Below are 18,483 nucleotides of genomic sequence, written 5' to 3' on the forward strand. Positions count from 1 at the left end.
GTCAGTTCCTTCGGTAGCACTCGGGAATTTCTGGCTGGGGTGCGCCCGCAGTGTTGTCCGCCCAGGTCGACGGTATGAACTGAGCGAGCCCACGGCTGTCGCAGCCTGAGAACAGTTGATCTTGTTTGCGGGCGCTGATGAATCCGCGAATCAACTCGGACAGTTCGTCGGCGTAGTCCGGAGCTTCGGGGCCGGCCAACCCGATGAACAGGGGCCAGATTTCCTCGTCGGCAAGCATCACCACGACGTTGAATGCGTCGATCGGGTGATGACCGCCAGAAAACATAGAAGTGTCATCCGGATCGACGGGATACTTCTCTTTGAGGGCGGTCATTCCCGCAACGAAGTCGTCGTAGTAATTCTCGATCATGTGGGGAACCTTGCGTCGCGGAGAGTCTTCGAATAGCGCCACTCCACGACAAACGCCACGGCGATGATGACGACCCACAGACCAAGGAGAGCGATCCCCAGAGATTCGGAGAACAAGAACACCACGAAGGTGATGATTCCGAATACGAGAGGGAGGATCATCGACTTCCAATAGGGGAGCGTGAAGAGGTGATGAATGCTGCGCTGAACAGCGTTCCCAGGGGAAGAAGCTTCGTTCACGATGAGTGCCTTTCCATGTTCGTAGGGCCTATCGGAGAAGACCATTGAGGACGGGGGAGAGAGGGATGCCCGCGCCGCACGAAACGTCGCGGAGGAGCTGTCTCAACCAACGCTTGACCGTCGATACGACGCCAAACGTGTTCGGTCCCGCCCATTGATCGCCCCCTGATTTTCGTATGTTCGGTGTTCTCTGGGTCGATCGTGTCACGTAGCGGCGACACGATCGACCCGCAAACTAGACGGTGAGCGCCTTACGCTGCGCATTCTCCAGCGACAACGTGAGCTTTTGGACAATCCGATCGGTGTTCACCGCGACCGGTAGTTCTCCTGCGAGGCGGGTGACGGTGCGCATCGCGGTCTCGCGTTCGCCAGCCGTGGCGCTCTCGTCCAGAGCGATTGCCAGCACCCTCTTGATCGTTGTCAGGGTCTTGCGCTGACCGCGGGTCAGGACGCCCATCCCGATCTTGCGGGCGTTCCGATCGGCTGCCGTCCAGGCTGCGGCCAGGGTGGCTGCAGCTGTGCGGAACTCGTCGATCCGTTGTGCCGAGTGGGGGACGGTTTCCGTGTGCAGTGCTTCGGCGTCCGCAAGTGCGGTGAGGAACGCAGCTGTGAACGGGTCGGTGTGATCGTCGAGAGTGGGGCGCTCGAAGACCGCGTGGGGATCTGCCAGATAGTCGGCGAACTTGGTTCGTGTCTGATCGAAGACCGCTCGTGCTGTGTGCCAATCCTTTTCGCGGTCCGCCGCCGCCGCCTTCCGGTCGGCGATCTGGTTGCGGGCACGAAAAGCGATGAGTCCTAGTAGAGCGAGACCGATGAGAGCCGCGATGCTCGCGCCGACGGCGATGAACGGTGTCCAGTTCATCGGTTCATCCGGCGCTGGTGCGGCAGGAACAGGCGGCGCAGGGGTGAGCGGAGGGTCGGTGGGAGCGTCCTGCGGCTCTGCTTCACCGTCTCCGACCAGGGAGGACACCACGAGCTGGGCGCCGCCGATGACTATCAGGCCGAATAGGCCGGAAACGGCCCTTGTGAGCTGTTCGGGTTCATGGCGACCCTGCGAGCTCGCGACGGCGTATCTCGCGCCTTGAAAGATGACCCAACCGATGCAAATGCCCATGAAGGCCCACATGATCCAGTGGACAGTGCTGATCAGGTCTTCCGACAGAGCAGGCAATGACTCGGAAGCAGAGGGAGCGGCGTCGGCGAAAAGTTGCAGATGCATTGTTCTCCAATGGTTTTGGGATGGAAAGCGCCTCAGTCGGGCTTGCTTAATAATTAATGTAGGTGAATAATTCAGAAAACGCAATAAACGTAGGTGGTAAATTATGTGGGTGGCAGAACGAGGCAGACCCAAGAGTGAGGACCCGGCGAACAACATCACCAGTGTTCGACTCACCAACTCCGAACATCAGCTGGCGAAAAAAGCAGCTGACCTCGCCAATCTTCGGTTAGGGCAATACATGCGGGCCAAGGTCGTCGAGGCAGCCCAATTGGACGTCAGCCGGGCGCAACAGGTGTCGGAACATCCTGATACCAACACAACCGACACCGAGCACTGACCGTGCCTCGACTACACGCAAGCGCAGGGGGAGTCCGATGGACGAGTGGATAGAGAGCGCCGGCACCGAACTAGCCGACGCTCACAACCGTGAGGAACGATCGGTCGAGCTGGTTCAGCAATGCCTGACCCAGGGGATGCTGCGCCATCAGTTGCCCAAGAAGTGGCAGTTGAACCGTGATCTGCTTCCCGCTGCCACAGCGCGGAAGCTCAAAGCGCGGACCGCGGCAGGGATCGCCAACCCGCTCCACGCCTACAGGGCATCGAGGATTGCGGCTTACGACGACCGCCAAATGCGATGGTTCGCGGTACAGGATGAGCGGGACCCACTGAATGCGGCAGCCACAAACCCCATCGACGACGGCCGCGAACTGACTCCGACGCAAGAACAGGAGCTGCGCGATCAGATCCCCTTCGATGATGCCGGGGAGCGTGAGGCTCCGATCACGTTGCCGGCCAAAGTGTTGCGGCATTTCGAGATCCAACAACTACACGGCGACAGCGGTATCCAAGCGACACACGTTCTCGCTGTGCTCGCGACCTTCTTCGTTGCAGGTTTTTTCGGAGCACCCGCCGCGATCGGAGTTTTCGCGCTCTTTCTCGGACTGACGGTGGCCGCCGAGGGGCGGTATATGTTTTCCACGTCCTTGATGAGCGCCGACTGGGCAGCCCTCGAAATGGCAACCGTCGAGGCTCCGCGCCCGATGGAAGGGACACGTGAGTACCAACTTGCGCAGCTCTCCGTCGCACTGAGTAGGGCCATCACCAGCACGCATGCCTGGAAATCGAGTTTTCTGGACATGCATCGCGTTCAACTTGATCCTGAGGCGGAAGCCGCCGAAATCATCGAGCACGCGACCCGCATCAGCGCTCTCCGGGCACAAGCAGGTGCCAGGCCCGCAGGCGACAGTGATGCCGCCTACCGGGCGCAGCAGCAATACGACTCGAACAGCCGGATCCTCGACACCGTCGAACAATCGCTCGTCAACCGTGTGGCAGCGTTGTACCGATACGCGGCCGAGCTGCACACCCTCGACAACGAATACGCAGTCCTGCAGACGTTGAAGCGGAACATTCAGCTCACTCCGGAACTGGAAGAGTTGGTTCGTCAGACCGGTGTCGACGCGATGGCGACCGCCAACGTCGAATCGTTGACCAGCGAAATCGAAGACCTCAACGCCGCGATCCAAGCGCAGGTCAGCGTTCTCTCCGGCGATTTGAACGCCCTGAAACTGTACGGAACCGAAACCATCTAAGCGTCAGCACCGAAAGGGCACCATGCCGAACATTCTCTGGTTCGTGATCATCGTCATTTGCGGCATTAACGGAACGGTCGAAGCGCGAAGACTGCTCGACGGCAGCAAGAAGGCCGGCACACTCCCGATGATCGCTAGTTCGGTTCTGATCATCGCCGCGGCCCTCGTCGAAATCATCACCGCAAGCATCAGTGAAACCACCACTGTCACCGGTGTCGTATCGCTGAGTCTGACAGTCCTCGGGTTCTGCGTAGGGGTCCTTGCGCTGGTATTGAACAGTCGCGAACGCCGCCGCAACCACGCTTGACCTACAACCTGCGGACAAGCACCGAACGGCACCTTCGGCGCCGTTGCCGCTCCGCGGCCCCGAGTGGTCACCAAGGTCGTCGTACGAGTCGCCTCAGTCCAGCAGATCGGGGACCCCGACCTGTCCACCCACGCGCCGGGCACTACCGCGTGTTCTCCTTCGTCGCCCACGCGCTCCGACCACTTTCAACCCGTGGCTTCGCCTGAAAGTGATCTCCGGCGACCCTGCACTCTTCGGGGTGGACAGCCCACCCTCGTTCTGCTGGCCCCAGGCTGCGACTCTTCCGACTCTCAGAAAGGCTGCATCATGACCGAAACAGCTACCGCCACACGCTTTGTCGTTGTACCCAGGACCGCTGAACACGGCGGATACGAGAACGAGTGCTTCACCCACTTCGTTGAGGACACCGCGGGCCGCTACTGCCTGCAGGGGCCGATGGTTCAGTCGGACGCGGAATGGCTCGCGAACAACATGAACAGCAAGTGGGGATAACCCACCAAAGAAGGCCCCGCACCGGGTTTCGGTGCGGGGCCTTTCTGCTGCACTCCTACATGGAGGCAGGGCGCTCCGGCATCTTCATCATGATCAGCTCCGCGCCATCCTTGTAGCGGTACGCCCACTGACCATCCTTCGTCATCACTGTGCCTGCCTGTCCCACATCCGGGGCCGGACTCCAGCCCGGACCCGCGTCCGGCTCCGCAATTTCACTCATCGCGCTATTGTCAAAACCTACCGACATGCAAAACGCGGTGGTCCGTCAATCGGTGGACCACCGCGTTTCTCTGCTGCTATTTGACTTGTTCGCCTCGACGGAGGCGAACAAACTACGCCGTAGCGGGCGGTTTTCTCAGTGTCTGCTTCGTTTGACCAGGGACGTGACACCGGCGACCGCGCCGACGACGACGATGGCTGCCACGATCGGAATCAGCCCGACCTTCGACCACCAGAACACCGTGATGAACAGAGCAAGACCCAACAGGCTGCCAGCCAAGTAGAACGGTATCGACATCTTGCCGCGATCTGATTCGGAGTTGTCGTCGACCGGCCTCATCGGAGGTATCTCGCTCATCGCTGTTTCCCGTCGTTCAGTCAGCGTCATTCACAATTCGTATTGGGCACGAAGTAGAACCCGGTGCTCGAATCGAAAATGTCCTTCTGGTAGCACGCGTTCGGATTGAAATTGGTGGTGTTGAGAGCATCCCAGAGTAGAGCGACTGCTGTCGCGCCGCCGAAGGTGCACAGCAAGCCCACCACTCCGTCTGCGATTCGACCGGCAGGACCAAAAGCCTTGAGAGCTGTACGGAAGACCGACGAGCAACCGACGAAGACGCCGCCGATGGCTACCGCATTGAACGCGTACGCGATCGCGTTCGCCTCGGATCCCCACAGATTCAGATAGACGCTGGTACCGAATGTCAGCTTGGGATCCGCTGTGACGGGATAAGCCGTACCGCCGTTATGTTCGACGGTCTGCGTCAGAGTGTTTCCGTTGACCTGGAAGCTTGTCGGTACGTTCGCACCATTCGCGTCCTTGGCCCACGGGGCCGCGATCGAGCCGAACACGATGTCGACACCTTCCGCGACACCGAAGATCTCTACGTCGCCGTCGGCCGCGACCCTGGTCGACAGTCCTTCGGGTACGTCGAGGGTGAAGGTATACGAGGTCGGAGCTGATGCGTCGGGAATCGAAATCGCTTGGCGTGCAGAATCTTGCGCCATCGCCTCTGAAACGATCGTCGCACCTGCCACATCCGCGACCGCTGTGTCGTCGACCACGCGAGTGCCGGACGTGCCGTCTGCGGTGAGGGTGACCGTTGCGCCGGTCTCGGAGCTGACCGAGACCGATGCTGCGCCGGTCTTGGTTACCGACGCCCCGGACGTTTCGAGGCCGATGCCCCGTTGTTGACCGGCAGCATCCGCTGCTTGATCGACGGATGCCACCACTTGCTGATCGGATAGTTCAACCGGTTGAGCAGATGCAGTACCGGCCCATAAAACCACCGACAGCGCGGTGGTAGTGCCTAACAGTGCTACGGACAGCCTTCTATTGCGCACGTCGTTGCTTCTCTCTGTTGGTCATCATTGACCCGTGGATCACTCGCAGAATGGCTCACGGGAGGCGGATCTCAAGCCAACGCAAAAGCCGAAAAATGGTGAACAGCAAACCGATTCGGAGATTCACGCTGAACAAATCCATACAAACAAACCAGTCGGTAACGTAACACCGAAATTGCAGGAATGGACGAATAGGGACAAAACTCGTCAAAAATTGAAATACATTCCGGATATTTCGACCATTATTAATTGCGCGAAGTCGTCCGAAAGATCATCTTCTTGGGGTGATCGAGCGCAGTACGAAGTGGAATGCCACAGCGGTACCGGCTCCGACCGCAACGCCGGCCATCGCCTCGGCCAGGAGAACCCCGACGGTGACGCCGAAGATGGTGGCGGCCGTGACTGTCAGCACGACGTCGGCAGATACCGGACGAGGGCAGTTGATCGCAGGACCCTTCGTGGAAGTGGCGCATGTATTCGCAGAGATCATCACACGGCGCGAGAATCGGAGTTGCACCCCGCCGGGTCAGTGGTCGGACATTGTTCACGCGTGTGGCCCGGGAACCGGAACCGTGTCTGTATGTATCGAACTTGTGTTCGACTATCCTGGGTGTGGGCAGTGTGCGGATCCAGGAAAGTGGGGTGACGATGAGCCAGCAGTCCCACTTGTCAGCGACAACGGCGCTGACCAAGACGGAGAAGCTCGAGCAGCTGCGCCGCAAGATGGCGGCGATTCCTGCTCGCTCGGACGGCACCGAACCCGCTACGCCGTCGGTGATGCTCAAACCCGTCGGTGAGCGCGAGCCGACTCCGATCGTGGCCACTGCGCAATCGACCCTTCGGATGCTTCCCGTTCCGGCCCCGATCGGTGATCTGCTCCCACGAGGCGGGTTGGCCCGAGGAACCGTCGTCAGTGTCGACGGCGCAGCGTCGGTCCTGATCGGGCTACTCGCCACCGTCACCGCTGCCGGTGGACACGTCGCGGTGATCGGAATGCCTGGTCTCGTACTTCTCGCCTTCCACGAGCAAGGTGGCGACTTGGCGAAGGTCGCGCTCATCCCTCAGCCGAAGGACGCTGCAATCGACTGCGCCGCAATTTTGCTGGAGGGCTTCGACGTGGTTGTCCTGGGACTCTCTGGTGGCGCTGTAACGCCCTCTCGCGGACGGGGTGTGGCCGCGCGCGCGAGGAGTAAGGGATCACTGTTGATTGTCACAGAAGGGCAATGGGACGGACCGGATCTGCGGATCTCGTCGCGAGTAGGCGGATACACAGGTCTATCAGCGGGGAGAGGGCGTGTGACCGGAGTTCGACTCGACGTCGCGGCCGCCGGCAAAGGATTCCAAAAACGCACCGGAAGCCTGGAAATCCGGGACGAGAGCGGACAACTCCGCTGGGCCACCGTCGACGACACCCTCGCCGCCGGGGTACCGCCATTGAGGGCAGCGCAGTGATCAACACCGACCACTGGGCCGAACGCTGGCCCGACCACCCCGTGATCAGGACATTCGACGAGCCGAAAGCAGTGAAAGTCGACATCGGCCGGGCGCTCCCACTCGGCCGCGGGGGAGCATCGCGCGCCGACCATGTGAGCATGCGCGTAAAGACTTCCGCGCTCTACATGTCCGGATACCTCGACGGAATTTTGAGGTACTGGGCGAAAATGCACGACGGGCAATGGTTGGCTTGTAGACAGGCTTGGTGACTGACCATTGACCGCCCAGCGTCAATTCAGCGTGGCCAACTGACCTCGTATATGCCGACAGATAGCGCAGATCAGTGGATGACCAGGGAAAGTTGGGGTTCTCACTTTCATGTGCGTGCGGCTGATTCGATCCTTACCGTCGGGGACATGACTGAGAAGACGATTCCCCAGCTGATGGCCCAGTCGATTGATCCGGTGGCCGATTTTTACACTGCTTTGGGGTTTGAGATCACGTTCCGGCAGACTGCGCCGTACCAGTTTCTGAGCGTGCAGCGTGGAGGTATAGAGCTGAACTTCTACGGAGACAAGGACTTCGACTCGATGTCCTGCGCACATGGCTGCCTGGTGACCACGGATGACGTCGACTACCTGTACGCAGTCTTTACGCAGGGGCTGCAGGAGGCTTTCGGATCAGTGCCTGCCCAGGGGGTTCCGCGGGTGGGTGCGTTGAAGGACATGAGCTACGGGATGCGGCAGTTCCTGATGACCGATCCCGGAGGGAACACCATCCAGATCGCTCAGCCGATCAGCGAGGATCAACGGCACCGGCAGTTGCCCAACGGGACGTTCGACCGGGCGATTCACATGGGCTCGCTTTTCGCCGATTCCAAGCAGGACCTGGAGTTGGCGGTGAAGGTCCTCGACCGGGCTCTGCATCGCAGTGACGAGGAGCCGACCGACGTGCAGCTGGTGAAGCTGCTGGTGTTGCGGGCCGACGTGGCGGTCCGCCGAGGTGAGCTGGACCTGGCTCGAGAACTGTTGGTCCGCGTGGGGCGGACGGGGGGCGGTGGACCGGAACTGGCTGATGACTTGCGGCGGGCGGTGGAGCTCGAAGCCGGGCTGTAAACAGAATCAAGCCGCTTAGGGGAGGGTTCGACGTCCGCGCAGAAAGGTCGCGCCGCGCGGACGTCGAACAGAATCTGGTCACTGACCGGCTGTACACAAGCTCGCCGGGGTGACCGTGCGCGTCACCGATGCCGGTGGAACCAATCTCGTCGAAATCGACATGCTCGTGACCGCCGACGCCATCGCGGAAGTGCCGGCCACCACTTGAGCGGGACAATTACGGACATGCGAAAGGGCCGGTGAGCAATGCGCTCACCGGCCCTACGCGTACGACTCGATCTATGTCACCAGTGCTGGAGGATGTAGATGTTGTTGTCCCAGATCGCAGGATCGGTGAGCGAGAAGGAGATCTCACCTCGGTGGGAGGCCGTTTCCTCGACCAACTGATCGATGCTGGCGTAGACGTACTGGCCGTCGCCCTTGTAGATCGAGCCTTCGCCGAGGGCGATGCTCCAGTAGTCGTTCGGAACAACCTCGAGGAAATCCGCGGCATTGGTGTCGGCAATGAATTGAGTTTCGTTCGGATCGAATCGAATGCCGACATACCCGTTGCCGGAGTACGGGGTTGCGGCAGATGCGGCACCCGCACCGAGGAGGGCGACAGCACCGGCCGCGACAGGGACCAGCAGCGCAGCTACGGCCATACGTGAACGGGACATGGAAACCTCCTGTGACGCGAAGGCTGCATCGGCCGCAACCCACTTTGATGTAACTGACGGTATCGCAAAATCGAGTAACCGAACATTTGCGACAACATGACGTCGATCACGTCAGTGGTAGCGCGATAGGCTCGCAATCTGGGCATTCACGCATTTGACTAGGCGAAACAAGGCTGATTGCCCTTAAGTGCGGATGCGGAAACGGTCCGCTTGCCGCTTACAGCTCCAGGTGAGTAAATGCCTGGCACTCAACCCGGTCGGTCGGATCACCTACTGCATCCGCCTGCCCGGCGGCCCGGCCACCTCCGGTGTCCCCCAGGAGGATGCTCCGCTGCGCTCCGCTCTGTAAAAGCGAAAAGATCCTTTTTCCTTAACGTCTTTGGTGGGCAGTTCCGGGCTGTTTCTCGTAGGTTCGGAGCTACCTGGGGACGCCGCGGTATGGCTTGATTTTTTTTCGCTGTACGTATGGCCAGAAAGGAATGGCCGCCGCAGCGTTCTCGACGACTCGACCTGCTCATTGAGAGATGCGACTCGATCGCTGTTTAAGGACACGACAGAGAGGTCGTCCACCCAGGCGCTAGGTCCACATCCATGACGGAACGAGAGTGAAAACGAGAGTGAAAGGGAGCGCTCGTGAGGCAACTATGGGCGGGAATCGATGCAGGTAAAGCACATCATCACTGTGTGGTGATCGACAGCGACGGAACACGATTGCTCTCGCGGCGCGTCGCCAACGACGAAAGCGAACTCAGTGATCTGATCGACGACGCACTCGGCCTCTCGGATGGAGGTGCTCTGACGTGGGCGGTGGACCTCAACAATGGTGGGGCGGCATTGCTGATCGCGTTGATGGCCGAACGAGGGCAGCGGTTGCTCTATATCCCGGGCCGGGTGATCCATCATGCCGCTGGTAGTTATCGCGGGGACAGTAAAACCGACGCGAAAGACGCTGCGATCATCGCCGATCAGGCGCGGATGCGCCGAGACCTGCACCCAATGCGGGCCGGGGACGAGATCAGTGTCGAACTGGGCATCTTGACCTCGAGGCGTACCGATCTGATGCGGGACCGCACCCGCACTATCAACCGACTCCGAGCACTACTGGGCACCTACTTTCCGGCGCTCGAGCGGGCGCTGGATATCAGCAATGTCAAAGCGACATTGATCTTGCTCTCGGGGTATCAGACGCCGGACGGAATCCGCCGACTCGGGCAAACACGGTTGGAGACGTGGTTGCGGAAACGTAAGGCCTACAACGCTACCGGGATCGCAGCGAAGGCGATTGACGCGGCGCACTCGCAACACGCACGAGTCGCGGGTCAGGACGTAGCGGCGCGGGCGGTGGCGAAATTCGCCGTTCAGGTCATGAATCTCGATACCGAGATGGCCGAGCTCGATCGCGACATCGAAGAGAGGTTCCGCCGGCATCGTCATGCGGCGGTGATCGAGTCGATGCCCGGTTTCGGCCCGCTGCTCGGGGCAGAGTTGCTTGCTGCCATCGGCGGCGATTTCACCGCGTTCGGCACTGCGGACCGGTTGGCGGGTATCGCGGGTCTGGCTCCGGTGCCGCGAGATTCGGGCAGGGTCAGCGGAAACCTGCGGCGCCCACGACGATACGATCGGCGCCTGTTGCGGGTGTTCTATCTGTCCGCGCAGTTGAGTCTTCGAAGTTGTGTGCCGTCGCAGACCTACTACGCACGTAAACGTGTGGAAGGAAAGCGTCATACGCAGGCGGTTCTTGCTCTCGCGCGGCGACGGTTGAACGTGTTGTGGGCGATGCTCCGCGACAATGCGCCGTACCAACCGGGGCGGACTGCCGTATTGGTCGCGTGAGCAGCGGCCCACTCCGAGCTGACGCTGAAATTCGGTCTGCCGACTTATTGGCAGCGTCACAGTATTCATTGTGGTCATTATTGAGAACGTGCCCGCCACGTCAGCGGAGCTTGATGGAGCGGACGCACTCCGCAGCGCTCACAGAGACGATGGGGCAGTCGTGCAAATCAGAGTAGGTACGGGACGGCAGGCGCATTTCTGAGTTCAGCCTCGACAGCCCGAAAATTGTCTGCACTCGGGCTGACCGACGCGCGGGTCAAAGTCTGCATTTGCGTGTCGGACAGTGTCGCCATCGAGCAGTCCAACGTGCGCTTTCTCGATCAAGCAGCGTGGCGCGCGCCAAACTTCTTGATCGCACGCCATCCGACATTTGTCGTTGAGCTGATCATTTGTTGTCGGGCGACTTCGATGTGAACTGGTCTGCACTCACGCTCTCACCAGACACCGCCAGTAAGGGCGACCTCGTGACTGGACAAGGGACCCCGCCGCATCGTCAAGTCACTGCCCGAACGTCGAGAATCCCGAATCGGTTGATCATGCTGGGCCGTAGCAAAGCCACCGCCTGCTCACCACGCGATATTGATCGGCGCCGGACTCCACATACCCGAACGCCGCACGGTGTCAGTGTCGAGGTGCGCTGGTTCGGCATTCGGCTCGATGCGTGAGTACTTCTCGAGGCTGCCCCAGTCCTCGTTCCAGTCGTCCTTGAGGTAGGCCGGGAGGGTGCGACCGGTGGCGGTCAGGTCGATCCACCCGAGCGGGCCGCCGCCGAAGTGGTCCTGCCACAGACTCGTCATCATCGCGCCGGGACGGTCCGGAAGGATGCGGTACTCCGGGATCTGCGCCACTCCGAGGCGATGGTTGAACGGCTGCTGGCACGGGAACTGCAGTGCCACTTCCCAGTCGATCATGGTGGGTGTGGTCGAACCGAGCAGGTCGTTGAGAGTACGGGTCTCCGGAACCCTCGGCGGTGTCACGGTGACCCACTGATCAGCCCGGGTGTCGGAGTCATCGACCACAATCCGGACGGCGTTCGCCCCCACGGGAAGCTCGTCGAGCGGCACCCGGAGGTTTCGCCACGAGGGGGCAGGGCCGATGTCGATAGGCAGGATGCTGCCCAGCTTCTGAACCGTCCCTTCGCCGCCCCGGACACCGTAGTCCAGTTGGATGCGGGCGCCCGGGGTGGCGATGCCGTCGGTGTTGACCGAATACACCCGGCCCGCGGCGGTGATTGAGACCAGATCACCACCGGCGGGGAGCGCGTACCAGTCCGAAGTCAGCGACGCCGGTCCGTTCGCGCCGTAGGTACCGAGGACCGGCGTCGTTGCCGGGTCGAGCCCGAAAGGCAGAGCAACCGAGCTGCCGTTGACACCGGAGGCGCCCTGCCCACCGGCGGTACCGGCTGCGTTGCTGGACTTGGAGTCCTCATTATCGAGGGATTTCGCCATGCCTTCGGAAGAAGCGGCCTCGTCCGATGCCAGGTCGGTGGCCACCCCGTTCGGGGTGAATCCGACGTTCTGTGCGCCGAGCGCATTCGCCGGTGCGGCGGTGAGGGGTTGCAGCATGGAGGCGTTGGGATCGGTCTCGACCAGTACGTCCTCAGCCAGTCCGCACGAGTGCCCGGCGAGGGCGCCGAAGTTGGATTTCGACAGCGAGAACGACGGGTACTGCGCAATGGCGCCCTTGGTCATCGAGAGCACGAAAAATAGGACCATGGCGCCAGCAGCGACCGTCAGCGGCGGAATAGACCACCCTCGGCCCGCAGACGCGGATCTGTCTTCGTGCGGTTCCCGGAAGTAGCACCATGCGGCGACCAGGAGCATCAGAACCGTCAGACCGAGCAGGAAGGTGCCGGCGCCGTGCCCGGCGATCATCACCGGCTTGTCCCACCACGGGACACCGAACTTCGACACGTACCACCAGCTGTTGCTACTGGTGAAGGCGAGCGCCAGAAGGAACAGCACGGCGGCGGCGAAGAATGCCCTGTTGCGTCTCGACCGCAGCACCAGTGGACTCACCGCGACTGCGGTCAGGACGGCGAGCGAACCGGCGAGGCCGGCAAACACCCCGAAGTGGTGTGTCCACTTGGTGGGTGTGAACATCATCAGCGCCATCGCGGCGACGGTGATGCCGATGATCCTGCGGGACGGGCCCGACGCGGTTCCGGGGATCCGGCCGCCGCGGCGCAGCATCATCAGAAGGCTGGCGACGATCGAGAGAACCATCACGAACACCCCGAACCGTCGGGCGAGGGATCCGTCGGCGTTGATGGCGAACAGCCACTCGTAGCGCTTGTACTCCTCGAACCACGCGTTCGTCGGCGGGATCACGTGTACGCGTTGCATCTCGATGACCCCGGCGAGGGTCTGGTCCGCAAACGCCGCGACCAGGACGACCAGACCCGCGGCGACGATCGGGCCGAGAACCGCGAGATAGCCGACAGTCTTAGCGCGCGCCGAAACAATCTGCAGCACCGGGCGGGCGCCCGCGATGAGCGCACCGAAGCAGATGATCCCCGACGGCCCGACGGTCACCGTGAGCGCGGCGACCAGCACCGCCACGGCAGCAGGGAGCAGGCGCCGAGTCGCGATCGCGCGTTCGACCGAGCACCACGTCAGCAGTACACCAGCCGCGACCATCGGCTCCGGACGCAGACCGTTGTTGTACGGGAGCCAGAAAGCGAGGAACACCAGACCGCCGGTCCACAAGGCGATTCGGTTCTTGCGGACCGCGACACCGAGGCGCGGGGCCACCTCGCGGCTGATCACCAGCCAGCACACGATGCCCGCGATCAGCGCGGGGAGTCGGATCCACGGACTGGCGGTCGATACCTTCGTCATCAGCGCGAGTAGGTCGTAATACGGGGTACCGAACGGTGCTTCCGGGACGCCGAACCAGCGGAAGTAGTTCGACATGTAGCCCGACTCGAGCGATGACCGTGCCATCGTGAATTGGTAGCCGTCGTCGGAGGTGGTGGCGCCGATGAAGTGCCACAACACCAGGGTCCCGACCACCACCGCGTCGATCGGTGTGAACTTCCACCAGCGTGCCGGTAGGAACCGTCGTGCTCGACGGCCGTCGAGCGCGTCGATTCGGTGCAATGCGAGCAGCGCGATCGCGGTCGCGAGGACGGCGACGATCATCGCGACCAACTTCAGCAGTGAGGGCGTCGAGGAGAACCGGGCGTCGAGATCGGCGTGCACTGACAGGCCAGCTGGAACAGTGCCCTGGAGATCGGTGAAGACTCCCACCATCTGCGGCCGGAAGTCCCCTGTGAGAGTGGAGCCGTCGCTGCCGGCCACTGTCGTGGTGGTCTTTTCTGCGGTCGACGTCACGGTCACCGAGCGCCCGTCGAGGTCGTCGACGCGGATCGAGAGGAGGTGTTGGTCGCGTTGAACGATCTCGAACTGTGCGGGGCGTCCGTCGGCGCCGGGGTTGACGCGGGCGACGAGGCCGTAGCGTGCGGCGTCCGCCGCACCGACCGGTGCGGTCGAGACCACTACGCCCCCGGTCGGGGAAAGCTGTTGCAACGCGGTTGCGGGAATCGACAGATCCAGTTCGAGCGGCGCATACGACACCAGTGGCGCATTGACACTGGTGAGCGAACCTGCCTGCGGCCAGGACAGACTCGCCGTCTCCTGTTGCACGGGCATGAACGGGATCGACACCGCCGCCAGGATCGCGATCAGCGACGCGACGACGGCGACAACCCGGATCCTGGTCACATCCCGACGGGACACCGAGGTCACGGTCGGTCGGTCGGATTGTTTTCGGTCGTCCACGATGCTGTCGGTCACGACGATCGATGCTAGCCGTCCAGGCCTGGGAAATGGAACAAGTGGTCTCTTTTTCGTTGTGGCCACTTCGTTTTTGTCGTGACGGAGTCCGCCATCGCTACATACTGTGTATCCCTGAACTGGTAACGGAGTTTGCCCACAAAAAAGCGGGTCCTGGTTCGGAGCGCCCGCATTCGAGCGCAGTCAGCCCCGCGGTGATGGCGAATTCTCCGATGCGGAGAGTCAAGTCGAAGGTTGCAGGTCATGCGGCAGCCGGTTCTGGGCAACGGAAATCGCCGATCAGGACTGACTCAACAAATGCACGGCTGTGGTCGGCTTACCTGCGTAGCCTTCGGCTCCGTCCCGATGGGAACGGCCTACGGCCGTGCTTGACAAAACCTATTGAGATTCCTTTCTGTCCTTCCGATCCTGATCGACGGCGGTCCCGGCGCAACCCCTGGCGGCTTCGCCGGCCTCCGGCTCCGAAAACTTTTTCAAAGACGCTTCGCTGAAAAACTTTGCGGCCCAAGCATTGCGCCGTGCCCTCATACCGCCGATCCGGAGCTCCATGTCAGAACGGAAAAAAAATTGTCAGGGGCCACCGAGGGGTCCGGACACCAATGGAAGGTCAAGTCAGTGAACGGTTACGACTTCGAACAAGGCAAAGACCACGACGCCGCGACCATCCATTACGCCGGACTGGCCTGCGGATGCGGTGACTACTCCTGCCCTCGGATGCATGACAGCGCCGCACGGTGCGTCAACTGGGAGTGACGCTCTTTTCCTGATCACCGAACGTCGAACCAACCGAGAAAGAGGAAAACATGCACAGCACACACGATTTCATCGTCAACGGCGTCATCACCAGCAGCCCGGATGTCGCCCGCGCCGAACTGGCAGGCGAAGAAACCGACAACAGAAAGGTGGTCAAAGTGTTTGACCTGCACGCTATTTGCGAAGCGTCCGACGCACTAGGCGGGTTGTTCCGCGCAGACGGAGAGTTCACCGAAGCGATCGCAGAGCACTGTGCCTGCGGTGAGGTGGACGTGTTCGTTGCCTTGCTCCAGGCGCTCAGCGACTACGACAACGCTGCAGCCCTGCTCTCGCACCATATCGAGACGGACCAGTGCGAAGCGAAGCATCCGAACGCTGCCGAAGTCCTGGACGCAGCAGCCTGACCCACTGACCGAAAAGCCTACGGATACAACGTCACCGGGCAGCGACTATCTGCCCGGTGACGGCAATCCAGCCCTGAAACCGAAGGAACCGACATGGATATCCCCTCAATCGCCCTCCCCGACCGCAAGCTCGAAATCACCATGAACCGGCCCACGTGGAACACCACCGAACAGGTCCCGTTCACCGAGGCGGATCTGGCTCGCATCGAGCAGGAGTACGCCGACCACCACGCGATCCTGTCCGGCATGGACCCCGAGCAGGCCCGCAGCCTCTGGGAACTCGAAGACGGCTACCTGGTCCACATGGTGGAGGCGAACACCATCCGCATCGGACGCGGACTCATCGACGACCAGACCTCATGGTGGGTGGACCTGCAAAGTCAGTTGGCTCCGGCGCACGGACATGTGACGTGGGGCTGGGTGTATCAGGCGCATTTCCCCGGCGCATTCACCGCCGACTGGGTGAACTGGCTCTACTCCCAGTGGCTCGGATAGCCCACCGACACAACCCCATCACTGACAATCCACACAGAAAAGGAAACGCAATGCGCGAGCCACGAACACTCGAAATCGAGATGGATTCCCCCGGTTTTCGCACCACCGATCTTCACCCGTTCACCGAGGCCGACCTCGAAACCTTCTCCCGGTGCTACGGGGAAATGATGTTCGACGCGACCGAGGGCAACGACAGCGTTGAAGAGACGATGGAGGACTGGACGCTGGTCGATGGATACCTGGTCTACACCCCGATTATCAGCGCGATCAGAATCGGGCGGGGCACCATCAAAGGTGAAACATCCTGGTGGGTGGACAGCCAGGACTACGTAATGCCTTGCCACGGCACAGGAGCGCACGTCTGGCGCTATCAGGCCCATTTTCCCGGCGTTTTCACGGTCGAGTGGATCAACTGGATCTACACCCAATGGTTCGTGTGACCGCGCCGCATTCACGGGCGCTTCGCCGAACGACTGAACACTGACATACCCGGAACAGCAAGACACCGGGCAGCGACTATCTGCCCGGTGTCTTGGTTCCGAATCCTAAGAGAGAGAACGCCATGACCGCAATTCACACCGGACCCCGAGTAGTAGATGTCGAAGGTGAGTTTTTCGTCCGACTGGACCCGAATGCGCTCGACATCGGCGCGAACGTCCGAGATTTGGTCGACTTGTCCGGCACACCGGATTTCGTGGAGTCGATCAGTGAGCACGGTGTCCTGGAAGCGATCAGCGCTGTACAGCTCGCAGACGGCCAGATCGTGGTCCGTGACGGCCAGCGACGCACTCTCGCGGCGAGGGAGGCCGGCATCACCTCGATTCCGGTCATCGTGCGCACCGACACCACCTCCGGCGAGACCGAACGCAACATCGAACGGATCACCGCGCAGATGGAGGCCAACGACCAGCGGTTGGCGTTGACGCCTGGTCAGCGGGCCGCAGGGGCGGCCGAACTGCTGGAACTGGGGTTGTCGGTCACCAAGGTCTCCAAGAAGGTCCGCGAAGACAAGGTGTGGGTCGAGCACGCGGGGAAGATCGGCAAGTCCGCCGCCGCCCGCAATGCCGTCGACGGGGAACAGCTCGACTTCGAACAGGCCGCGATCCTGGCCGAGTTCGCCGGTGACGAGGACGCGGAGCAGCAACTGCTCGACTGCAACTGGTACGAGTTCAGGGCGGTTGCGGAGGAGCTGCGGGCAGAGCGGATCGAACGGGCAGCATTCGAAGAGGCGGCAAAGCCGTACCAGGTCAAAGGATTCACTGCCCTAGCCCAGCATCCCGGTTACGGGACGGTGCTGACCATGGGTGATGTGAGAAGCCCCGACGGTAGCGCGGTGACGATCGAGGAGGTGGAAGCCAGCGCGGCCCACTGGTCGGTGGTGCTCTCGCAGACGGAATGCGTTTTCGACAAGGCGACAGGGGAACCGGTCGACGAGGACGAGGTCGATTGGTACACCCGCGAGAACCCGTCCGCCGACGCGGACGAGGACTATCGGCACTTCAACACTGTCCGAGTCGAAATGACCTGGAGTCCTGAGTACCTGTGCAACGACCCGGAAGCGGCCGGATTGCAGCTCTCACCAGTGATGGCAGCGGTACGAGCCGGTAGCGGGCCAGACGAACTGACCGGCGGGGCGCTCGACTCCGAAGACGAGGCCGAACGTCAGCGTCTCGCGAAGTTGGCCGAGGCGAAGCGCACTGATTTGGAGAGGGCGGAGAAGGACCGCAGAGAGCGCAAGATGGTGCGAGTTCTCAACGTCAAAGCCGAGGCCGCGACCATTGTCCGGCGTGAGTTCCTGCGCAAGCTGTTTGCCGCCAAGACGCCACCGAAAGAGGCAGCCGCGTACGTCGCGACCACCCTCGCCGCCGACATGCACCTGTTGACCGAGCACCGGGCCAATGCCGTCTACAAGGAATTGTTCGGCACCAAGGACTCGTACGTATCCGGGTACGTGAGCGATCAGGTCGCCAAGTCCAGCGCAGGCCGCGCCCAGGTTCTCACCCTGGCGTTGGTTCTCGGAGCTCAGGAATCCCGGTTGGAAAAGGATGCCTGGCGATCGAAGCCGAAGAACAGTGACAGCTACCTCGCGTTCCTCGAGGAACAAGGGCACACGCTGACTCCGGTCGAGGAAATCGTCCGTGGCGGGAAGTTGCCGGAACAGGTCGCTGAACTGGACGAATAAAGTTTGTCTACCCCCCTTGCCTTGATTAG

The 18,483-nt window shown here is 61.6% G+C and carries 22 protein-coding genes; 13 read left to right on the forward strand and 9 right to left on the reverse strand.

Annotated features, from left to right (window positions below):
- Position 1: 1 nt before the first annotated feature.
- The 3 genes from ABH939_RS29040 to ABH939_RS29050 all read right to left on the reverse strand — a co-directional run bounded on the left by ABH939_RS29040 (position 2) and on the right by ABH939_RS29050 (position 1,828).
- On the reverse strand, positions 2–370 hold the full coding sequence (locus ABH939_RS29040) for a hypothetical protein (protein WP_404650547.1): 369 nt from the start codon (positions 368–370) through the stop codon (positions 2–4).
- Positions 367–609, reverse strand: a complete 243-nt coding sequence (locus ABH939_RS29045) for a hypothetical protein (RefSeq protein WP_404650548.1) — start codon at positions 607–609, stop codon at positions 367–369. The genes ABH939_RS29040 and ABH939_RS29045 overlap by 4 nt, the downstream gene beginning before the upstream one ends.
- Positions 610–844: 235 nt before the next feature.
- Complete coding sequence (locus ABH939_RS29050) at positions 845–1,828, reverse strand: hypothetical protein (RefSeq protein WP_404650549.1); 984 nt, start codon at positions 1,826–1,828, stop codon at positions 845–847.
- A gap of 109 nt (positions 1,829–1,937) precedes the next feature.
- Here ABH939_RS29050 and ABH939_RS29055 point away from each other — a divergent pair, with 109 nt between their 5' ends.
- The 4 genes from ABH939_RS29055 to ABH939_RS29070 all read left to right on the forward strand — a co-directional run bounded on the left by ABH939_RS29055 (position 1,938) and on the right by ABH939_RS29070 (position 4,219).
- Positions 1,938–2,165, forward strand: a complete 228-nt coding sequence (locus ABH939_RS29055; RefSeq protein WP_372027939.1) for a hypothetical protein — start codon at positions 1,938–1,940, stop codon at positions 2,163–2,165.
- Between the two features lie 37 nt (positions 2,166–2,202).
- A complete protein-coding gene (locus ABH939_RS29060) occupies positions 2,203–3,420 on the forward strand; it encodes a hypothetical protein (protein ID WP_404650550.1) in 1,218 nt (405 codons plus the stop codon).
- 43 nt (positions 3,421–3,463) lie between these two features.
- Positions 3,464–3,727 (forward strand): hypothetical protein, encoded by a 264-nt coding sequence (locus ABH939_RS29065; protein WP_404650551.1) that lies wholly within the window; start codon positions 3,464–3,466, stop codon positions 3,725–3,727.
- Between the two features lie 306 nt (positions 3,728–4,033).
- Positions 4,034–4,219, forward strand: a complete 186-nt coding sequence (locus tag ABH939_RS29070; protein ID WP_404650552.1) for a hypothetical protein — start codon at positions 4,034–4,036, stop codon at positions 4,217–4,219.
- Positions 4,220–4,274: 55 nt separating this feature from the next.
- On the opposite strand, the gene ABH939_RS29075 is transcribed toward ABH939_RS29070, so the two are convergent.
- The 4 genes from ABH939_RS29075 to ABH939_RS29090 form a co-directional block, all read right to left on the reverse strand.
- Positions 4,275–4,439, reverse strand: a complete 165-nt coding sequence (locus ABH939_RS29075) for a hypothetical protein (RefSeq protein WP_404650553.1) — start codon at positions 4,437–4,439, stop codon at positions 4,275–4,277.
- A 135-nt stretch (positions 4,440–4,574) separates the two neighbouring features.
- A complete protein-coding gene (locus tag ABH939_RS29080) occupies positions 4,575–4,796 on the reverse strand; it encodes a hypothetical protein (protein WP_404650554.1) in 222 nt (73 codons plus the stop codon).
- Positions 4,797–4,822: 26 nt separating this feature from the next.
- Entirely contained in the window at positions 4,823–5,671 is an 849-nt protein-coding gene (locus tag ABH939_RS29085; protein ID WP_404650555.1) for a hypothetical protein, read from the reverse strand.
- A gap of 382 nt (positions 5,672–6,053) precedes the next feature.
- Positions 6,054–6,275: a hypothetical protein gene (locus ABH939_RS29090; protein WP_404650556.1), complete on the reverse strand. Its 222-nt coding sequence runs from the start codon at positions 6,273–6,275 to the stop codon at positions 6,054–6,056.
- Positions 6,276–6,430: 155 nt separating this feature from the next.
- Between ABH939_RS29090 and ABH939_RS29095 the strand changes: the two genes are divergently transcribed.
- The 3 genes from ABH939_RS29095 (at position 6,431) to ABH939_RS29105 (ending at position 8,331) form a co-directional block, all read left to right on the forward strand.
- On the forward strand, positions 6,431–7,234 hold the full coding sequence (locus tag ABH939_RS29095; protein WP_404650557.1) for a hypothetical protein: 804 nt from the start codon (positions 6,431–6,433) through the stop codon (positions 7,232–7,234).
- Entirely contained in the window at positions 7,231–7,485 is a 255-nt protein-coding gene (locus tag ABH939_RS29100; protein ID WP_404650559.1) for a hypothetical protein, read from the forward strand. The genes ABH939_RS29095 and ABH939_RS29100 overlap by 4 nt, the downstream gene beginning before the upstream one ends.
- Before the next feature lie 147 nt (positions 7,486–7,632).
- Entirely contained in the window at positions 7,633–8,331 is a 699-nt protein-coding gene (locus tag ABH939_RS29105; RefSeq protein ID WP_404650560.1) for a VOC family protein, read from the forward strand.
- A 284-nt stretch (positions 8,332–8,615) separates the two neighbouring features.
- Here ABH939_RS29105 and ABH939_RS29110 read toward each other — a convergent pair whose 3' ends face one another.
- Positions 8,616–8,990 carry a hypothetical protein gene (locus tag ABH939_RS29110; RefSeq protein WP_158171118.1) on the reverse strand — a complete coding sequence of 125 codons (375 nt, stop codon included), beginning with the start codon at positions 8,988–8,990 and terminating at the stop codon, positions 8,616–8,618.
- A 633-nt stretch (positions 8,991–9,623) separates the two neighbouring features.
- Here ABH939_RS29110 and ABH939_RS29115 point away from each other — a divergent pair.
- Positions 9,624–10,823 carry an IS110 family transposase gene (locus ABH939_RS29115; protein WP_404650561.1) on the forward strand — a complete coding sequence of 400 codons (1,200 nt, stop codon included), beginning with the start codon at positions 9,624–9,626 and terminating at the stop codon, positions 10,821–10,823.
- 566 nt (positions 10,824–11,389) lie between these two features.
- Here the strand turns inward: ABH939_RS29115 and ABH939_RS29120 are convergent.
- Positions 11,390–14,620, reverse strand: a complete 3,231-nt coding sequence (locus tag ABH939_RS29120) for an arabinosyltransferase domain-containing protein (protein WP_404650562.1) — start codon at positions 14,618–14,620, stop codon at positions 11,390–11,392.
- 615 nt (positions 14,621–15,235) lie between these two features.
- On the opposite strand from ABH939_RS29120, the gene ABH939_RS29125 reads away from it, so the two are divergent.
- The 5 genes from ABH939_RS29125 to ABH939_RS29145 all read left to right on the forward strand — a co-directional run bounded on the left by ABH939_RS29125 (position 15,236) and on the right by ABH939_RS29145 (position 18,454).
- Entirely contained in the window at positions 15,236–15,373 is a 138-nt protein-coding gene (locus ABH939_RS29125; protein WP_164490647.1) for a hypothetical protein, read from the forward strand.
- 50 nt (positions 15,374–15,423) lie between these two features.
- The gene (locus ABH939_RS29130; protein WP_404650563.1) at positions 15,424–15,777 is read left to right on the forward strand and encodes a hypothetical protein; all 354 of its coding nucleotides are present in this window, start codon (positions 15,424–15,426) and stop codon (positions 15,775–15,777) included.
- A gap of 93 nt (positions 15,778–15,870) precedes the next feature.
- Positions 15,871–16,272, forward strand: a complete 402-nt coding sequence (locus ABH939_RS29135; RefSeq protein ID WP_404650564.1) for a hypothetical protein — start codon at positions 15,871–15,873, stop codon at positions 16,270–16,272.
- 50 nt (positions 16,273–16,322) lie between these two features.
- The gene (locus ABH939_RS29140) at positions 16,323–16,712 is read left to right on the forward strand and encodes a hypothetical protein (RefSeq protein ID WP_404650565.1); all 390 of its coding nucleotides are present in this window, start codon (positions 16,323–16,325) and stop codon (positions 16,710–16,712) included.
- Positions 16,713–16,834: 122 nt separating this feature from the next.
- Entirely contained in the window at positions 16,835–18,454 is a 1,620-nt protein-coding gene (locus tag ABH939_RS29145; protein ID WP_404650566.1) for a ParB/RepB/Spo0J family partition protein, read from the forward strand.
- The last annotated feature ends 29 nt before the right edge of the window (positions 18,455–18,483 follow it).

The organism is Rhodococcus sp. 27YEA6, assembly GCF_044908235.1.
Lineage (GTDB): Bacteria > Actinomycetota > Actinomycetes > Mycobacteriales > Mycobacteriaceae > Rhodococcus_F > Rhodococcus_F qingshengii.